We start from the raw sequence: 16,566 nt of genomic DNA on the forward strand, positions 1-16,566 counted from the left end.
ACCCTATAGCATCTATCTGTTATTATCTCCTTACTCTTCTCATTCCCTATATTGTGGATGCTATTTGGTGTAGCTCCCCTTCACACAAAAAAAGATAAATTCGAATATTACCTACGCATCTTGAAAGGCGACTGGTATAAAATTAATAAGTTACATTAACATATAAAATTTTCAGTTAAAAATAAATTAAGTTTCAATTAAGAAAATAACCTACAATTTTAAATAAGCTCTTCATTTTAACAAACAGCGAAAAATATAAATCATTTGAATATAGAAACAAAATTAATTATATTCAAGAAAAAATGAAAGAGGACTATACGTTGATCCACAAAACATACCAGTGGAATGAAAAGGTCTATCACAATAGAACTTACACTCACCCTGAAACAAAAGAGTTATTTGATCTTTCCCACATGGCACCTAAGACAATAAAAATTAAATATGAATACAATGATAGTCTAAAAAAGAAGATAAAGGGTGAATTACAAGCAAGAGTTATATTTAGTCATCATTGTTATACTAAAACTATATTGGACGCTGAGGACAGTGCAATTTTAATAACAGAATACGAAAATGGAGTAATCAAAGAACATCGAGCTTTTGATAAAGTGAGATACAAATATACTTTCGCTCTATTAGAGGTTATAGTAAATATATCATATAAAATATGCAGAGAAAGTAGATTAAAAGGAAAAATAATTAGATTAGAAGAAAAAGATAGAAATAATCCACACAGGGGGATCTATATCATTATGAAACTAAAGATCAAAAAAGAAAATCTATTTTTATACATTGAAACAGCACATTACAGGAAAAATGAGCCTATTAACGCTCAATTAAAAAAAGAATCACGAAGATTTATGTTAATATTAGGAGATATGTTGAAAAATGACTGGAATTATTTAATCAATTCATAGATACATTAAAGCCCAACTAATAGCCGGGCTTTAATGTAAACAGACTAAATAATAGACCGCTGCACCTCTTCACAAATCGCTTTGCTATCCCAAGTGACTGTCAGGTTAGGATTAACCCCGTCGAGAGACCAATTAACATTGGCGGCATATCAGCACTACTTTAGTAGACCCAACTTCCAGCAAAGCCTACGATTCGTAATTGCAGCTCATGCTGAATACTGCTTAATTCTAGTACAAAGTAACAGCACACTCAACCCTGTTTTCATCGATACTCATATCACCCGCGAAAACTGTCGCTGTCGCATCTGGTTACGCAGATAGCGATCAAAACACATACAAACATTACGTATCAGTAAACGCCCCTTGGGGGAGACTTGGATCTGCGATTCAGTGACTTCAACCAACCCATCTTCTGCCAAGGGTGACAACAATTGCAGGTCTTCGGCAAAGTAATCCGCAAAATTCAGCCCATAATGCTGCTCGATGTCCGCAAAGTTCAGCCTGAAGTTACAGATTAGCGCCTTAATCACATCACGGCGAATACAGTCATCCTGCGTCAACGCTAAACCACGCCACAAAGCATGGCCTTGCGCTTCCACCGCAGTATAGTAGGCTTTCAGGTCTTTCTGATTTTGGGCATAACTCTCCCCCAACATACTGATCGCAGACACACCTATACCCAGTAAATCGCATTCCCCCTGCGTGGTATATCCTTGAAAATTGCGGTGCAAGATGCCTTCACGTTGGGCAACAGACAATTCATCATCAGGGCGGGCAAAATGATCCATGCCAATAAACTGATAGCCATTGCCTGTCAGGGTCGAAATCGTTTCTTGCAAAATCTTCAGCTTTTGCGTCGCGCTGGGTAAATCCTGTTCCTTAATCTTGCGCTGTGCCGCAAATAAATTCGGTAAGTGAGCATAGTTGAATACACTTAAGCGATCAGGGGATAATGCCAACACGCGCTGCAAGGTAAAGGCAAAACTCTCCGGTGTCTGTTTCGGCAGGCCATAAATCAAATCAATGCTGGTGGAGGTAAAACCGGTTGCACGGGCACGCTTGACCAGTTCAAAAATAAACGCTTCATCCTGCTCTCGATTAACCAGGCGCTGTACATCTTTATTGAAATCCTGCACCCCCATGCTCAAACGGTTAAAGCCTTCGTCGCGCAGGTGGTCTATGACATCGAGTTCAATTTCACGCGGATCAATTTCGATGGAAAGCTCAGCATCAGGCAGAAAATGGAAATGGCTTCGCAACATCGACATCAATCGGCTGATCTGTGTTTTATCCAGATAGGTTGGCGTCCCTCCCCCCCAGTGCATCTGGCTGATTTTCCGTTGGGAAAACAATTTGGCGCGGGCAGTAATCTCTTTTTCCAGCACATTCAGATAGTCATCCGCTTTGTGCTTTTGGCGCGTCACTAATTTATTGCAACCACAGAAATAACAAAGTTTATGGCAAAACGGGATATGGATATAGAGGGAAAGCGGACGATCAGGATAACGGGCAGCGGCCTGTGCAAAAGCCGTCGTATCGTACTGTGGGTTAAACTCTAATGCTGTTGGGTACGACGTATAACGAGGCCCTGAATAGTTGTATTTTTGGATCAAAGGCAGATCCCAAACAATGGCTTGCTCTGACATGCTTATTCCTTCCGCTGTTTTCGCCCATCAAAACGCAACATTTTCGTGGAATTGAAACGTCGTGCCATGATGCTCGTGCGCAACCGACATTGACATCGCGATAGCCGCCATAGTTTACCCAATAACCCCAATAAATAACATACTAATATTGTGGTTATCAGGATGAACCCGCCTTTTATGAACACCAGTTATCGATAAAGGCGTTACTTACCCTTCAACAATTGCATGATATCTTCTTTGGGTTCTTCTTCACTTTCCTCTTCTTCCAGGCTAATGCCTAGCTCTTCCATCAGGGTATCAATGCGATCGAGCATATTGTCGACATAAGCATGCTCTTCCTGGGACAGTGTTTCATCCTGCTCAAGACGTGCCAACAACGCATCCAATCGTTCATCATTTTCCAGCAGTTGTAGCTCTTCCTGTGGTGACAGGCGAGGCTTCTCTATAACTGGCTTAACTGTCGTCGCTTTCTTACTGACGCTCTCACCGACGATCAGAGGAACCGGAACTTTACTGCCGATACGTGGATCTGGTTTCTGCTTGTCTGTTAGGTGATGGTTATTGCCGCCATTACCATTATGACGGCTGCCTGCCGAATGACCACGGCGTTTTTTCTGGCGCTTACGCTCGCGCCCTTCTGCATCCAGCTCGGCGCGACTTTTTCTTTTTTGCTTACCAGCAAAATATTTCGTTGGCGATTTTTTCTTTAACGGGTTCATAGCTTGTGACTCAACTCACTTTTATCAAGATATTTTCGGCGGAATCTAACAGAAACGGCCTGCAACATCCAATGTCATTCACTTAACGTTTAAATTTCGTCTAGTATTCTAGGTAGTTTTAACTCAAATAATATGATCATCAGGCTACCATGCGTTTTTTTGATACTCCTTCTTATCGCATGCCATTGTATCTTTGGGTCACTGGCTATGCGGCTTTGTGGATAATAGCAAGCTATTCTCTCGATCCCACCGTTCCTTATGATGCCGTAGAAGCCTTAAACTGGGGCATGAATGGGGAATGGGGTTCGCCCAAAAATCCGTGGCTAGTGGGTGCTATTATGCTACCTGCTGTCTCTATCGGCGATATTTCTCTCAGTTTTTATTGGTATTTCACCCATTTTGTTGCCATTGCCATCGGTATGCTTGGGGTTTGGCAACTGGCTTTCCGGCTGACGGGCAAAGTGATACTCGCTTGGCTTGCCATGCTGACGCTGAACCTATCCGGTATCATCAATTTTGACATTATTCCTTATAACGATAATTACCTTTTGGTCATGCTTTGGCCGTGGTCATTGCTGTTTTTCCTGCAAGCCATTGACGATCACCCCAAATGGTGGCTGGCATTCGCCCTCACCACAGGGCTGGCAACTATGGCAAAGTATTCGTCGCTTGCGATAGTCGGCTCGGTCTTTTTGCTTTCCCTGTTCGTGCCTAAAGTGCGCCGTAACTATCGGCAGCCGCTGTTTTATCTCGCCATTCTAATCTGGTTCGTACTGGTATTGCCGAATGTTTGGTGGCTGATGCATAACGACTTTGTCGCGTTTAAGTGGGTCGATTCCCAAATCCAGCAAGGCTTTAACCTGCATACCACACGCGCGCTACTTTCTGTGTTCTACCCGTTAATTATCGTCAGCGCCCTTATTTATCTGCTGGGTGGCCGAATTGGCTGGCCTAAGCAGCAATCCAATGCACTGGCGAATATCGTGATCTTGCTGCCTCTGTTGATTATTTACGGCTGGTTCTCCTTCAATCAGGGCGGACGGATGACCGAATGGGTACAACCTTTTATGGTCGTTTCGGCGGCACTGTTGGTGGGATCGGTAACGGTATTCCCCACTAAACCCTTGTCAGGCACATTACGAGGATTGACGGTGTTTGGCGTATTGGTGCTGAGCGGTTATATCGGTGTTATGATGGCCAATGTCCGGGGCGCAGGGCAAAAGTTTGTTGGCATAAAAACCTTCGCCAGCCAACTTGATCAACGTTGGAACGAATTGTATCCCACTCCGTTACGCTATGTTGGCGGAGAATATCTGCACCAGTGGCTGACATTTTACAGCCACTACCATCCAGAAACGATACAACCCTGGGAATTAGATAATGGTGAGCCACCCAATATCTATAACCGCCATATCAAAGCGGGCAATATCCTGAAATACGGTGCTTTGTTAGTGGGAGAGCGGGGAAAGAGTTGTGAAGAAGAAGATTTCCAACCTACTTTTGCGCAATGGCCATCATTAATACTCAGTCACAAAGAAGAGTTCGCTTTCCAGTCCCAACCCGGTGCGGAGTTCGATACGGTTTGCATTGGCTTCGTCTCACCTAAATATCTTCAATGATCAGTTACCCCTGAATAAGCAAGCCTGGCATTAGTCTGTCCAGGCTTGCTTTTTTGCCACTATTTCAATCGGGCTTAATGGGCATCCACAAACACCATTTTCAATATAAACAATAGCGTTACGACAAGAACACAAGGGCCAACTTCACGCCATTTGCCCGTGCCCAACTTCATGACGCAGTAAGCGATAAAGCCTAACGCAATGCCTTCGGTAATAGAAAAACTAAATGGCATCATCACGGCGGTAATAAAAGCAGGGACAGATTCCGTCAGATCGTTCCATTTCACCCGTGTCAGGCTGGACGTCATCAAGACGCCCACATAAACCAAGGCTCCCGCAGTCGCATAGGCCGGCACCATGCTTGCCAGTGGCGAGATAAACATCACCAGCAGGAATAAGATACCCACGACAATCGCCGTCAGGCCCGTTCTGCCACCAACAGAAACGCCAGACGAGCTTTCAATATAGGCAGTGACTGAAGAAGTCCCAATGTAAGAACCCGCCACCGAACTGATACTGTCCACGTACAAGGCTTGTTTCATGCGTGGGAATTTACCCTTACTGTCAGCAATACCCGCTTTATCCGTCACGCCAATCAATGTGCCGGAAGAATCAAACAAGTTCACCAACATAAATGAGAAAATAACGCCAGCCAGGGAGATATCCAGTGCGCCTTTCACATCGACGTTACCCACCACACTCATCACGCTGGGTGGCATATCAAAAATACCGTGGTATTCCACGTATCCCATCATCCACCCGATACCGGTTGTCACGATAATTGAAACCAATACCGCCGCATGGAAATGACGTGCCGCTAAAATGGCAATCACAAAAAATCCCAATGCGCCCAACAAGACATTATGGGAAGCAAAGTTGCCAATGGAAACAATCGTGTCGGGATTAGGCACGATAATGCCCGCATTTTTCAGCCCCATCATGGCAATGAAAAGACCGATACCACTGGTGATCCCTACACGCAGGCTCAATGGAATATTGGCGATCATCCAGTAGCGAATACGAAAGAGCGTCAATATCAATAATCCCACCGCACCCCAGAAAATGGCTCCCATCGCAACTTGCCACGAAATGCCCATCGCACCGACCACAACAAAGGCAAAAAACGCATTCAGTCCCATCGCAGGTGCAACAGCAACAGGCAGGTTCGCGATTATTCCCATCAGGATGCTGCCAACGGCGGCGATTAAACAGGTCGTGACAAATACGGCTTTAATATCCATCCCGGCAATCGCCAGAATTTGCGGGTTAACAAAGACGATATAGACCATCGTCAGAAAAGTCGTCAGTCCGGCAATGATTTCGGTACGAACCGTCGTACCCTGTTCCTCTAATTTAAACACGCGCTGAAGCAAACCCTGACGATTAGCAGGGCCAGAAGTCATTGTGCTCATGTAATATTGTTTCCCCAAAAAGCGAAGTTTTCGGCCTATCCTACAGGAAACCCCGGTAAATCGTTACCCTGACAGGGCAAAAAAAGAAAACGTTTGCGGCGCGTGTAATCAATAAGTTAGTTAACATTATGATTCTTGAGGAGATTCATTTTATGACGATATTTTATTCGATTATCAGGCTTGCAGAAGACATTTGGGATGGCATGACGTCTAATAAAAAAATCCCTGCCTCACAGCAGGGAATAATGTAACAACGAAAATATCTGCCAGGTGCCAGATATTAATTTTGAGGAACCACCGTCAACGTTTTTTTACGCCAGAATCCAAAAAGTGCCGCTCTTTTAGGTTGCACCGAGAAGCGACGGGCAACGTAATTGGCTGTCAACTCCAGTGATAAACACATCACAAAATAAACCAGCGCAACAAATAAAAAGACTTCCATCGGATAGACCATGCTGCGATTATTCACTTGAGTCGCCAGGAATGATAATTCCGCCACACCGACGATATAAGCCAATGACGTATCCTTGATTAACGCAATCCATTGGTTGATAAATGAAGGCACCATCATACGCAAGGCCTGCGGCAAGACGATATGCCACAGTACCTCCCAACGATTGAAACCCAGAGATAATCCAGCCCGCCATTGGCCATCACTAATCGCTAAAATCCCCGCTTTGACGCCATGCGCCAAATAAGCCGAAGTAATCAATGCCAGCGCACAGACAACGGTCGTTATTTCAGGAATTTCCATACCCAATACCACGGGCAGCAAGAAATATGTCCAAAAAATCAGCATGATGACCGGAATAGCGCGGAAAAAACCCAGCACAGCTGCCAGCAGGTTGGCCCAAAAACCACGCAGCATGGCCAGCGCAACGCCACCCAAGGTGCCCAATACGATCGAGATCGTCCCCGCGATGAGGCTGATGACCAGCGTCAATGCCGCCCCTTCCAGTGGCCCATCGGGGAAGGTTCCCAATAGCAAATAGCGCCAGTTTTCTGCAATAACCGTAAAATCCATCTCAATAACCCCTCGCCAATGTTCTCTGCTGGTGCCATTGTCCCCAGCCTTCCATCACCGCAATCAGGGTGATGTAAAGCACAGTCGCAACACCAAATGCCTCAAAGGTTTGTAAGGATTGGGTTTCCACCTGACGGGAAGCATAGGAGAGTTCTGCCACACCGATCGCCATAGTTAACGATGAATTCTTGACGATATTCATGTATTGCCCCAACAAGGGGGGCATGGCGATTTTCAGTGCCTGTGGCAATACAACGTGGCGCATGGCCTGCCAGCCCGTTAAGCCTAATGCATGGGCTGCATATTTCTGCCCGCGTCCAACACCTTGAATGCCCGCGCGTAACTCTTCCGCCACAAACGGGGCTGAATAGAGCGTTAAGCCCATGAATCCCGCCAAAAATTCAAAGGACGGCCATTCCAGGGTCAAGCCGAAAATCATTGTGTCATGGGGGGTATTCAGCCACATCATCGCCGCTTGTGGCAGGATTTGCCCGGAAGCGAAATACCAGAAAAACAGTTGTACCAGCAGAGGCGTGTTCCGAAATACCGTCGTATAAGCCGTAACCAACCCGCGTAGGGGCTTGATTTGGCTATCCCGTACCGCAGCAATGACAAAGCCCAGTAAAGTGGAGGCGACAATGGCACAGGCAGAAAGCCACAACGTGATCAAAAATCCCTGCCAAAGCCATTGCAGATATTCAGGGGCCAGTAAGTGCTCAGTAATAAATTGATCAAACATATCATTCACCGCATAAACAAACAGCAAAGCCCCGACATAACGGGGCTAACTTCAGCTTGTGTTTTAAATGGATGCATTAAAGAAATAACTAAACGAAATTTACTGTTTTGCCTGATCGTCTAATGGCGCAAATTTAAAATCACCCCGCGGTTGGGCGGATTTCGTTTCTGGGCCAAACCAACGGTTATAGATTTTCTCCGCTTCACCCTCTTTTTCCAATTTCAGTAAGGTGTGGTTAACCGTATCAACCAATCGCGTTTCCCCTTTGGAAGCGGCGACGGCCTGATACTCGCGGGTAATGCTAAAAGGGGAAATTTCAAAATCGGCTTTCTGGGCTTCAGGGACATTTGCCAGCAAGCCAACCAGTTTCGCATCATCCTGGGTGATCGCCTGAACATTGCCATTTCTCAGGGCTGCAAAGGCCAGTGGGGTATCATCATAAGAGATAACTTTGGTTGTTGGATAACGCTCACGCAGGGTAATTTCCTGCACCGTTCCCTTATCGGCACCAATACGCAGCTTGGCGATATCGTCCGGCTGGGTCAGAACGCCTTTGCGGGCAATGAATTTTTGCCCCGTCGCAAAATAGGGAATGGAGAAATCCACTTGTTTTGCGCGTTCGTCAGTGATCGTGAAGTTAGCAGCAATTAAGTCAATTTTTTTGGAAGAGAGCAGAGGAATGCGGTTAGCTGGGTTCGTCGGACGCAGTTCCAGTTTCACCCCCAAATCATTGGCAATCGCATTGGCGATATCCACATCATAGCCTGCCAATTTTTTCGTTTTGGGATCGATAAAACCAAATGGTGGGTTACTGTCAAATACCGCAATACGTACCGTGCCCGCTTTTTTAATATCATCAAGTTTATCTGCTTTTGCCACACCTGAAACCAATGCCAATCCGGTCAGCAGAGCAGTCACCGCTACGTGAGATTTATTGCGAATCTTCATTGTACACCCCTGTCAGTTATTCATTTTTATATACCAACAAAAGTTATCAATTTAGATATAGTCCTTGAAATAATATAAAATGCTATATTTATTCTAAATTGAAATATACAAAAGAAAACACTGGAAAATAAATCAACCGCGTTTCAGCGAGTTAAAACCACTACTCTTTTTGGGTAAGTAATTTTTCCAGATTATCACCGCCAATATGGCGAAAATCCTGCCCTTTGACGTAATAGAAGATAAATTCACAAATATTCTGGCAACGGTCACCAATGCGCTCAATAGAGCGGGCACAAAAGAGCGCCGTCATGATATTCGGAATGGTTCTGGGATCTTCCATCATATAGGTCATGAGCTGACGGATAATGCTTTCGTATTCCTGATCAACTTTTTTGTCTTCACGATAGATACGGATAGCCTCTTGCAGATCCATACGGGCAAAGGCATCCAGCACATCGTGCAACATTTGGATCGTATGGCGCCCCAGTGATTCCAAACTGACCAGCAAGGATTGTTGCTGATGTGAAAATCTTTCAAGTGCGGTCTGGCAGATCTTATTGGCAACATCGCCAATACGTTCCAGCTCCGCAATGGTCTTTGAAATAACCATGATCAAGCGCAAGTCACTGGCCGTCGGTTGGCGTTTCGCAATGATGCGAACACACGCCTCATCAATCGCCACTTCCATCATATTGACCTTCTGGTCATCTTCAACCACTTGCCGCGCCAATGCTTCATCTTGGTTGTGCATCGCCAAAATGGCTTTACTGAGCTGCTCTTCTACCAGCCCGCCCATGGTCATCAATTCGGTACGAATATACTCCAGTTCAGCGGTGAACTGACCGGAGATGTGTTTGCTGAGATTCAGATTATCCATATTATGCATACCCCCTATTAACCGTAACGGCCAGTAATGTAATCTTCGGTCTGTTTCATCTTCGGCGTCGTGAACAATCTATCGGTATCGCTAAATTCAATCAGTTCACCAAGGTACATAAATGCCGTGTAATCTGAACAACGAGCCGCCTGCTGCATGTTATGGGTGACGATCACGACGGTATATTCCGATTTCAATTCGCTGATTAACTCTTCAATGCGCCCTGTGGAGATCGGATCAAGTGCCGAACAGGGTTCATCCAGCAACAAAACCTCAGGACGGATAGCAATACCACGGGCGATGCACAGACGTTGTTGCTGTCCACCAGAAAGGCTATTTCCACTCTGGTGTAATTTATCTTTGGTTTCATTCCACAAGGCCGCTTTGGTTAACGCCCATTGGACACGTTCGTCCATCTCTGCCCTGGGCAGTTTCTCAAACAGGCGCACCCCGAAAGCAATATTGTCGTAAATGGACATCGGGAAGGGGGTCGGTTTCTGGAAGACCATACCAACTTTAGCCCGTAACAAGGCAATATCTTGCTTGTCGGTCAGGATATTCGTGCCATCCAGAATAATTTCACCTTCAGCTCGCTGATCACCGTACAGTTCATACATTTTGTTGAAAGTACGCAGTAAGCTGGACTTGCCACAGCCCGACGGCCCAATGAATGCCGTAACCTTGTTTTGTGCAATATCCAACGTAATATTTTTCAATGCATGAAATTTGCCGTAATAGAAATTCAGATCACGCACCTGAATCTTACTTCCTGCGATTTTATCTACCACAACTTTATCTACCGCAATATCATTAGCCTTATCCATCAATGCTTGTCTCTTTTCTTCGCAAATAGGGCACGCGCGACAATGTTAATTAACAGTACGCACACAGTAATCAGCAATACTCCCGCCCATGCCAACTGCTGCCAGTCAGAAAATGGACTCATGGCAAACTTGAAAATCGTGACCGGCAAGTTTGCAATCGGCTGGCTGAGATCCGTGCTCCAGAACTGGTTGGAAAGTGAAGTGAACAGCAATGGCGCCGTTTCACCCGCAATACGGGCAATCGCCAGCAACACACCGGTCATAATGCCGGATATCGACGCCTTCAAGGTAATGGCCGAGATCATTTTCCATTTCGGTGTTCCCAGCGCATAAGCGGCTTCACGCAGGCTATCCGGCACCAGTTTCAGCATATTTTCTGTCGTGCGAATCACGATGGGGATCTGCAACAGTGCCAGCGCAATCACCCCTGCCCAACCAGAGAAGTGTTGCACTTTCGCCACCACAACCGTGTAGACAAACAATCCGACGACAATCGAAGGGGCTGAAAGCAGGATGTCATTAATAAAGCGGGTGGTTTCTGCCAACCATGAACGATGCCCATATTCTGCCAGATAAATTCCCGCCATAATCCCCAATGGCGTCCCAAACACTGTCGCCCAGAAGATCAGCAAGCCACTGCCAACAATGGCGTTTGCCAGCCCACCGCTATCGGCATTAGGGGGTGGCGTCATTTCAGTAAATAACGCCAGCGACATACCATCGATGCCTTTAGTGATGGTGGAAATTAAGATCCAGCTTAGCCAGAATAAACCGAACGCCATCGTCAGCATTGATAGCATCAACGCTACCCGATTTTTTTGACGGCGCCATGATTGCATGCGACGGCGGCTTTTCATGTCCGCTTCATTGACTGTACTGACTAAACGTGACGATACCTTATTGATGGTCATCTCAGCGCCGCCCCTCATTTTTTGCCAAACGCATGATCATCCATTTCGACAATGCCAAGACAATAAAGGTGATGACAAACAAGATCAGCCCCAGTTCCATCAATGCGGCGGTATGCAGGCCAGATTCTGCCTCAGCAAACTCATTTGCCAGCGCGGAAGTGATACTGTTCCCCGGCATATACAAAGACAAACTATCAAGTTGGTAGGTATTACCAATAATAAAGGTGACCGCCATTGTTTCTCCCAATGCCCGACCCAGCCCCAACATGACGCCACCAATTACGCCATTTTTGGTATAAGGCAAGACGATATGCCAAATCACTTCCCATGTCGTACAACCGATGCCATAGGCTGACTCTTTCATCATGACCGGGGTTTGTTCAAAGACATCACGCATGACAGAAGCAATATAGGGGATGATCATGATGGCAAGAATGACACCCGCGGCCAGGATGCCGATACCAAAGGCAGGCCCAGAGAACAATTCCCCCACGATAGGAATGCTTGAGAGCAAGTCACCCAGGGGTTGCTGGAAATAGGTCGCAAACAGTGGCGCGAAAACAAACAGCCCCCACATACCGTAGACAATACTGGGGATCGCTGCCAATAGCTCAATCGCCACCCCCAACGGGCGTTTTAACCAGTTTGGGGCTAATTCCGTCAGAAACAAGGCGATGCCAAAACTCACCGGAACCGCGATAATCAGGGCAATGAATGAAGTCATCAATGTGCCATAAATCGGCACTAATGCGCCAAACACGCCGGCTGGTGCATCCCATTCCTTGCTCCATAAGAAAGACAAGCCAAAGGCTTGCATGCTCGGCCAGGAAGAAATGATCAGCGAAATGATAATGCCGCCCAACAGAAATAACGTTAATAGCGCCGCTAACCTGACCAGGGCGCTAAAAATAATATCGCCATTTTTTCTTGGTGCTTTCAGTGCCGTTTGACGTTCGGCCATACGCTTAATTCTCATTCTGGGTTATTTCCCCCTGACTAAAGGGGGAGATTTCATCATCGCCGATCCACACAAGCCATCAATAGAGCGGCTTGCCAGCGTCGTCTTTGATATTGCTTTTCCATGCTGCCCGCACCTGGCTGACGACCTCTTCTGGCAACGTGGCATAATCCAGCGCTTTTGCCTGTTGTTTGCCGTTGTCATAAGCCCAATCGAAGAATTTTAGCACTTCGGCACCCTTCGCCGCATTTGCCTGTTGTTTGTGGATCAGAATGAAGGTGGTCGAGGTAATTGGCCACGCATTATCGCCTTTCTGGTTTGTCAGATCCTGAGCAAAACTGCGGCTCCAGTCTGCTCCTTTGGCTGCTGCGCTAAAGCTTTCTTCGGTTGGCGCGACCACGGCACCACTTGCTGAAACCAGTTTGGTATAAGCAAGGTGATTCTGCTTGGCATAGGCATATTCGACATAACCAATCGAACCGGGCAGACGCTGAACAAATGCGGCTATTCCATCATTACCTTTGCCGCCTAATCCTGTCGGCCATTTGACGGTCGAACCAGCCCCCACTTTTTGTTGCCAATCCGGGTTAACTTTAGACAGATAACTGGTGAAGACGTAAGACGTTCCTGAACCATCAGCACGGCGAACCACGGCAATATTTTGATCTGGCAGTTTGAGATTTGGATTCAGCTTTGCAATCGCTGGATCGTTCCATTTCTTGATATGCCCCAGATAGATATCCCCCAGGGTTTTACCATCCAGAATCAACTGACCAGATTGAACACCGACAATGTTCACCGCCAGCACAACACCACCGATCACCGTTGGGAACTGGAACAAGCCATCCGCTGCCAACTTTTCATCCGCAAGGGGGGCATCAGATGCACCAAAATCAACCGTGTTGGCGATAATCTGTTTTACGCCACCCGAAGAGCCAATGCCTTGGTAATTGATTTTGTTACCCGTTGCTTTCTGATAAGAATCCGCCCACTGGGTATATATCGGTGCAGGAAATGTCGCACCTGCCCCCGTCAAGCTGGCGGCCGCAAATGAAGACAGAGATGTCATGGCAAATACAGCAACCATGATGCTCGCCACGGTGGTACGCATTGATTTCATACTCTCTCCTATTGGGTCTTCTACTGGGATACGCATCATTATTAAACACGTAGCACTGACAAACTGATTTTTAGATAAAAAAGGATTCAAGCAGGAAAATAGGTGAAATCAATGACAATAAAATGTATGAATGATGACATTTTTATGACAGAACGGTTTGGGGGTGATACCACGATACCACTCTCTTATTAGCCCGGCGTGGAAATACTAATATCCCCATATTGCTTAAAAAAGAATGAACCGTCACTGAGTCTCTTATTTTAGGAAAATATAACCACTTTTAAAGATGAAATTAAATTTCATCAAAACAGTATTAAGCTATTATTACTTAATACTGTCTCATATTATCTAAATACTCATTTTATCTTCTGTGCTTTCAGTAGATACCAAGATATAAAAACTACTAATCCAGTTAACACTACTGTTAACCAACTGGTGATATTAACAGCATTTGAGAAAGAATATGAGGCAGAATCCATTAATTGACGGCCTTGATTTCCAGCGAGAGAATCTGCTACTACATAAGCTCCAGCTAAAGTTTCTAAAGCTAACTCTGTTTGTTCCAAAGAAATTCCATCTGGCAATACCAAAGTTAAACGATAAAAAGCAGTGATTAATCCTCCTAAAATTGTTGTGCCAAGAACTACACCAACCTCATAAGCAGTTTCACTTATTGCTGAAGCTGCTCCAGCTTTGGAAGAAGGTACAGATGAAAGAACTAGATCATTAGAAACTGAAGCGATTGAACCTACACCAATATTCAACAATGCAAAAGCTATGACTATTGAAGTTAATTCACTGCCTACACAAGCAATTAGAAAAAATGCTGAACCAGCTAGTGTCAATAAAATTGGAACAAGCCAGTATGCAGGTACTCGTTGTGCAACAGGTACAATAGCAATTCCAATAAAAATCGCAATAATTTGACCGGGGACTAGCGCAAGACTAGCAGATATCGGTTTCATATCAAGTACAATTTGTAAAAATTGGGTGGCAAAAAATACAAATCCAATTAATAAGCCTAAGCTAAGTAAATTAACTATGATTGAGCCAGTAAATACCCCATTTTTAAATAGAGAAATATCCATAAAAGGAACTAATAATTTTTTTTGTCGGCGAACAAAAAGAACACCTGCAATTAAACCAATAGCAAATTCTAAAATCACACTAATTTCGAAGCCATTACTGGCAAATTGCTTAATCGCATATACAACCCCAGCCATTGCTATGATTGACAATAGAACACTGTAGAGATCGATAATTCCTGTATTCTTTTTATCAGATTCAGGTAGTAGAATGGGGCCAAAAATTATTAAGGGTACTAAAACAGGTACCGCTATTAAGAAAATTGACTTCCAATCAAAATATTGTAATAGAACACCACCAATAATGGGACCAAGAGCAGAACCGACAGTTAAAGTTGTTGCCCAAATTGCAACCGCTAAACGACGCTGTTCACGATTCTTAAAAAGAGAGCTGATTAATGATAAAGTCGAAGGCATTAACATAGCCCCAAAAAAACCAAGCATAGCTCTCCCTGCAATCAGTTGCTCTGGGGATGAAGATAGTGCTGTTAAAACCGAAACAATTGTAAATCCTAATGAACCAAACAATAATAAAGAACGATGACCGACGCGATCACCAATACTTCCCATAGATACCAAAAGCCCTGCCAATACCAATGCGTAAGCGTCAATTATCCACAACTGTTGATTTGCACTTGGTTCTAGTGCACTGGCTATTTTTGGCAAGGCAAAACCCAAAATAGTGTTATCGACTGTCACTAATAAAACCGGTAGCATTAATATTAATAATCCTAACCAATTTCGAAGCCCTACTTTCTCATTGATTTTAGTAGAACCATTCAATAACATTACCTTCTCCTTTATTATTGATTATCGTTACTTAAATGTTGAAAAATATATTGACAATCAGTATGGCTAGAATAAATCCATTTGTCTAATTTCAGTTTTATTTCATCTAATGAATAGTTAAACTTAATATTATCCTCTGGCTGAATTATTGAATTTAATATGGATATTTCATTTGATATATTTCTCGAATGTCGACAGCTATAGGGTTTTCATATTGAATATCCCAATAAATTTCCTTTAGATTAAATATTATTCGTGACAATAAAGCTAACATTGTACGCATTGGAGGAGGCATCACATGCTATAATACACTTATATACCAGTCGCCTTTCAAGATGCGTTTTATATCTCCCCGCTGCGCGGGGAAATATAAGCACTTACATTGGTTTGCAAACTGCAACTTGAAGTTAGATTGGTATATCAGTATATCATTATTAATAGCTGGCAAAATCCATGACAATGATTTAATTGCAACATTTTCAGGCAAAGAAAATATTATCATTCCCACTCCATTAAACAAGGTATCAATCCGCCATTCCGCACCACATTCCTGATTTAAAAATAGTGTGATCCTGTCCCTATTTGGGGGCTTTAATACATTGGGCTGGATTGACGGTGGTCGCCAATTTTGATCTATTACTTTTATTTGCCGGAAAACGAATATGTCCACACCAAAACCCGCCATTAAACGTCTTGATCATCTTGGTCTTATCGCCGCTTTTTGTCATGAAATCGGTTTGCCCCGCATGATTGATGCCATTATCCCAAAATATTCAGCGCATATTTTCCTGAAAAAACCGGAGCGGATAGAAGCGCTGTTAATGGTAATGACATGTTGTCTCATGGTCTATGCAGCGCTGGAGCATAAAATCCGCCACCAACTGAAACAAAGCGTACCGTTTTTCCCTGATATGAAGAACAAGCAGACACAATCGCCAACCGCCCGTTGGGTGTTCCTGACTTTCGAAGGGATCAGCA

At 44.6% G+C, this 16,566-nt stretch carries 14 protein-coding genes and 2 pseudogenes; 4 read left to right on the top strand and 12 right to left on the bottom strand.

The genetic code is table 11. From position 1 onward, the window contains the following. The first annotated feature begins 302 nt into the window (after window positions 1–302). Window positions 303–917 carry a hypothetical protein gene (locus Xkoz_RS11135; protein ID WP_099142229.1) on the top strand — a complete coding sequence of 205 codons (615 nt, stop codon included), beginning with the start codon at window positions 303–305 and terminating at the stop codon, window positions 915–917. 272 nt (window positions 918–1,189) lie between these two features. On the opposite strand, the gene hemN is transcribed toward Xkoz_RS11135, so the two are convergent. Together hemN and yihI are read right to left on the bottom strand one after the other, a co-directional pair. Then, a complete protein-coding gene (gene hemN / locus Xkoz_RS11140; RefSeq protein WP_099142230.1) occupies window positions 1,190–2,563 on the bottom strand; it encodes an oxygen-independent coproporphyrinogen III oxidase in 1,374 nt (457 codons plus the stop codon). A gap of 203 nt (window positions 2,564–2,766) precedes the next feature. Further along, a complete protein-coding gene (yihI, locus tag Xkoz_RS11150) occupies window positions 2,767–3,282 on the bottom strand; it encodes a Der GTPase-activating protein YihI (RefSeq protein ID WP_099142231.1) in 516 nt (171 codons plus the stop codon). A gap of 149 nt (window positions 3,283–3,431) precedes the next feature. Here yihI and Xkoz_RS11155 point away from each other — a divergent pair, with 149 nt between their 5' ends. Continuing rightward, complete coding sequence (locus tag Xkoz_RS11155) at window positions 3,432–4,901, top strand: glycosyltransferase family 39 protein (RefSeq protein ID WP_099142232.1); 1,470 nt, start codon at window positions 3,432–3,434, stop codon at window positions 4,899–4,901. Between the two features lie 74 nt (window positions 4,902–4,975). Here Xkoz_RS11155 and Xkoz_RS11160 read toward each other — a convergent pair whose 3' ends face one another. The 10 genes from Xkoz_RS11160 to Xkoz_RS11205 form a co-directional block, all read right to left on the bottom strand. Beyond that, entirely contained in the window at window positions 4,976–6,313 is a 1,338-nt protein-coding gene (locus Xkoz_RS11160) for an NCS2 family permease (protein ID WP_167386582.1), read from the bottom strand. Window positions 6,314–6,593: 280 nt separating this feature from the next. Further along, on the bottom strand, window positions 6,594–7,337 hold the full coding sequence (locus Xkoz_RS11165) for an amino acid ABC transporter permease (protein ID WP_099142234.1): 744 nt from the start codon (window positions 7,335–7,337) through the stop codon (window positions 6,594–6,596). A gap of 1 nt (window position 7,338) precedes the next feature. Continuing rightward, window positions 7,339–8,076, bottom strand: a complete 738-nt coding sequence (locus Xkoz_RS11170) for an amino acid ABC transporter permease (RefSeq protein ID WP_099142235.1) — start codon at window positions 8,074–8,076, stop codon at window positions 7,339–7,341. Between the two features lie 99 nt (window positions 8,077–8,175). Next, complete coding sequence (locus Xkoz_RS11175) at window positions 8,176–9,024, bottom strand: ABC transporter substrate-binding protein (protein ID WP_099142236.1); 849 nt, start codon at window positions 9,022–9,024, stop codon at window positions 8,176–8,178. A 160-nt stretch (window positions 9,025–9,184) separates the two neighbouring features. Next, window positions 9,185–9,901, bottom strand: a complete 717-nt coding sequence (gene phoU, locus Xkoz_RS11180; RefSeq protein WP_099142237.1) for a phosphate signaling complex protein PhoU — start codon at window positions 9,899–9,901, stop codon at window positions 9,185–9,187. A gap of 17 nt (window positions 9,902–9,918) precedes the next feature. Continuing rightward, window positions 9,919–10,725 carry a phosphate ABC transporter ATP-binding protein PstB gene (gene pstB, locus Xkoz_RS11185; protein ID WP_099142238.1) on the bottom strand — a complete coding sequence of 269 codons (807 nt, stop codon included), beginning with the start codon at window positions 10,723–10,725 and terminating at the stop codon, window positions 9,919–9,921. Then, complete coding sequence (gene pstA, locus Xkoz_RS11190) at window positions 10,725–11,582, bottom strand: phosphate ABC transporter permease PstA (RefSeq protein ID WP_422646055.1); 858 nt, start codon at window positions 11,580–11,582, stop codon at window positions 10,725–10,727. The genes pstB and pstA overlap by 1 nt, the downstream gene beginning before the upstream one ends. Window positions 11,583–11,637: 55 nt before the next feature. After that, entirely contained in the window at window positions 11,638–12,597 is a 960-nt protein-coding gene (gene pstC / locus Xkoz_RS11195; protein ID WP_099142247.1) for a phosphate ABC transporter permease PstC, read from the bottom strand. 76 nt (window positions 12,598–12,673) lie between these two features. Beyond that, window positions 12,674–13,714, bottom strand: coding sequence for a phosphate ABC transporter substrate-binding protein PstS (gene pstS / locus Xkoz_RS11200; protein WP_099142240.1), 1,041 nt, complete (start codon window positions 13,712–13,714; stop codon window positions 12,674–12,676). 356 nt (window positions 13,715–14,070) lie between these two features. Next, the gene (locus Xkoz_RS11205) at window positions 14,071–15,588 is read right to left on the bottom strand and encodes an MFS transporter (RefSeq protein ID WP_099142241.1); all 1,518 of its coding nucleotides are present in this window, start codon (window positions 15,586–15,588) and stop codon (window positions 14,071–14,073) included. Between the two features lie 662 nt (window positions 15,589–16,250). Here Xkoz_RS11205 and Xkoz_RS23010 point away from each other — a divergent pair. Together Xkoz_RS23010 and Xkoz_RS11215 are read left to right on the top strand one after the other, a co-directional pair. Next, a pseudogene (locus tag Xkoz_RS23010) lies at window positions 16,251–16,325 on the top strand (hypothetical protein); the annotation flags it as partial. 36 nt (window positions 16,326–16,361) lie between these two features. Further along, window positions 16,362–16,566, top strand: a pseudogene (locus Xkoz_RS11215) (IS1634 family transposase); the annotation flags it as partial.

The organism is Xenorhabdus kozodoii (assembly GCF_002632875.1).
GTDB lineage: Bacteria > Pseudomonadota > Gammaproteobacteria > Enterobacterales > Enterobacteriaceae > Xenorhabdus > Xenorhabdus kozodoii.

Bases quoted from the DNA above. Each gene is read 5' to 3' on its own strand.
- pstB (WP_099142238.1), bottom strand. From the start codon at position 10,725: ATGGATAAGGCTAATGATATTGCGGTAGATAAAGTTGTGGTAGATAAA.
- pstS (WP_099142240.1), bottom strand. From the start codon at position 13,714: ATGAAATCAATGCGTACCACCGTGGCGAGCATCATGGTTGCTGTATTT.
- pstA (WP_422646055.1), bottom strand. From the start codon at position 11,582: ATGAAAAGCCGCCGTCGCATGCAATCATGGCGCCGTCAAAAAAATCGG.
- Xkoz_RS11155 (WP_099142232.1), top strand. From the start codon at position 3,432: ATGCGTTTTTTTGATACTCCTTCTTATCGCATGCCATTGTATCTTTGG.
- pstC (WP_099142247.1), bottom strand. From the start codon at position 12,597: ATGGCCGAACGTCAAACGGCACTGAAAGCACCAAGAAAAAATGGCGAT.
- Xkoz_RS11135 (WP_099142229.1), top strand. From the start codon at position 303: ATGAAAGAGGACTATACGTTGATCCACAAAACATACCAGTGGAATGAA.
- yihI (WP_099142231.1), bottom strand. From the start codon at position 3,282: ATGAACCCGTTAAAGAAAAAATCGCCAACGAAATATTTTGCTGGTAAG.
- Xkoz_RS11165 (WP_099142234.1), bottom strand. From the start codon at position 7,337: ATGGATTTTACGGTTATTGCAGAAAACTGGCGCTATTTGCTATTGGGA.
- Xkoz_RS11205 (WP_099142241.1), bottom strand. From the start codon at position 15,588: ATGTTATTGAATGGTTCTACTAAAATCAATGAGAAAGTAGGGCTTCGA.
- phoU (WP_099142237.1), bottom strand. From the start codon at position 9,901: ATGGATAATCTGAATCTCAGCAAACACATCTCCGGTCAGTTCACCGCT.
- Xkoz_RS11160 (WP_167386582.1), bottom strand. From the start codon at position 6,313: ATGAGCACAATGACTTCTGGCCCTGCTAATCGTCAGGGTTTGCTTCAG.
- Xkoz_RS11170 (WP_099142235.1), bottom strand. From the start codon at position 8,076: ATGTTTGATCAATTTATTACTGAGCACTTACTGGCCCCTGAATATCTG.
- hemN (WP_099142230.1), bottom strand. From the start codon at position 2,563: ATGTCAGAGCAAGCCATTGTTTGGGATCTGCCTTTGATCCAAAAATAC.
- Xkoz_RS11175 (WP_099142236.1), bottom strand. From the start codon at position 9,024: ATGAAGATTCGCAATAAATCTCACGTAGCGGTGACTGCTCTGCTGACC.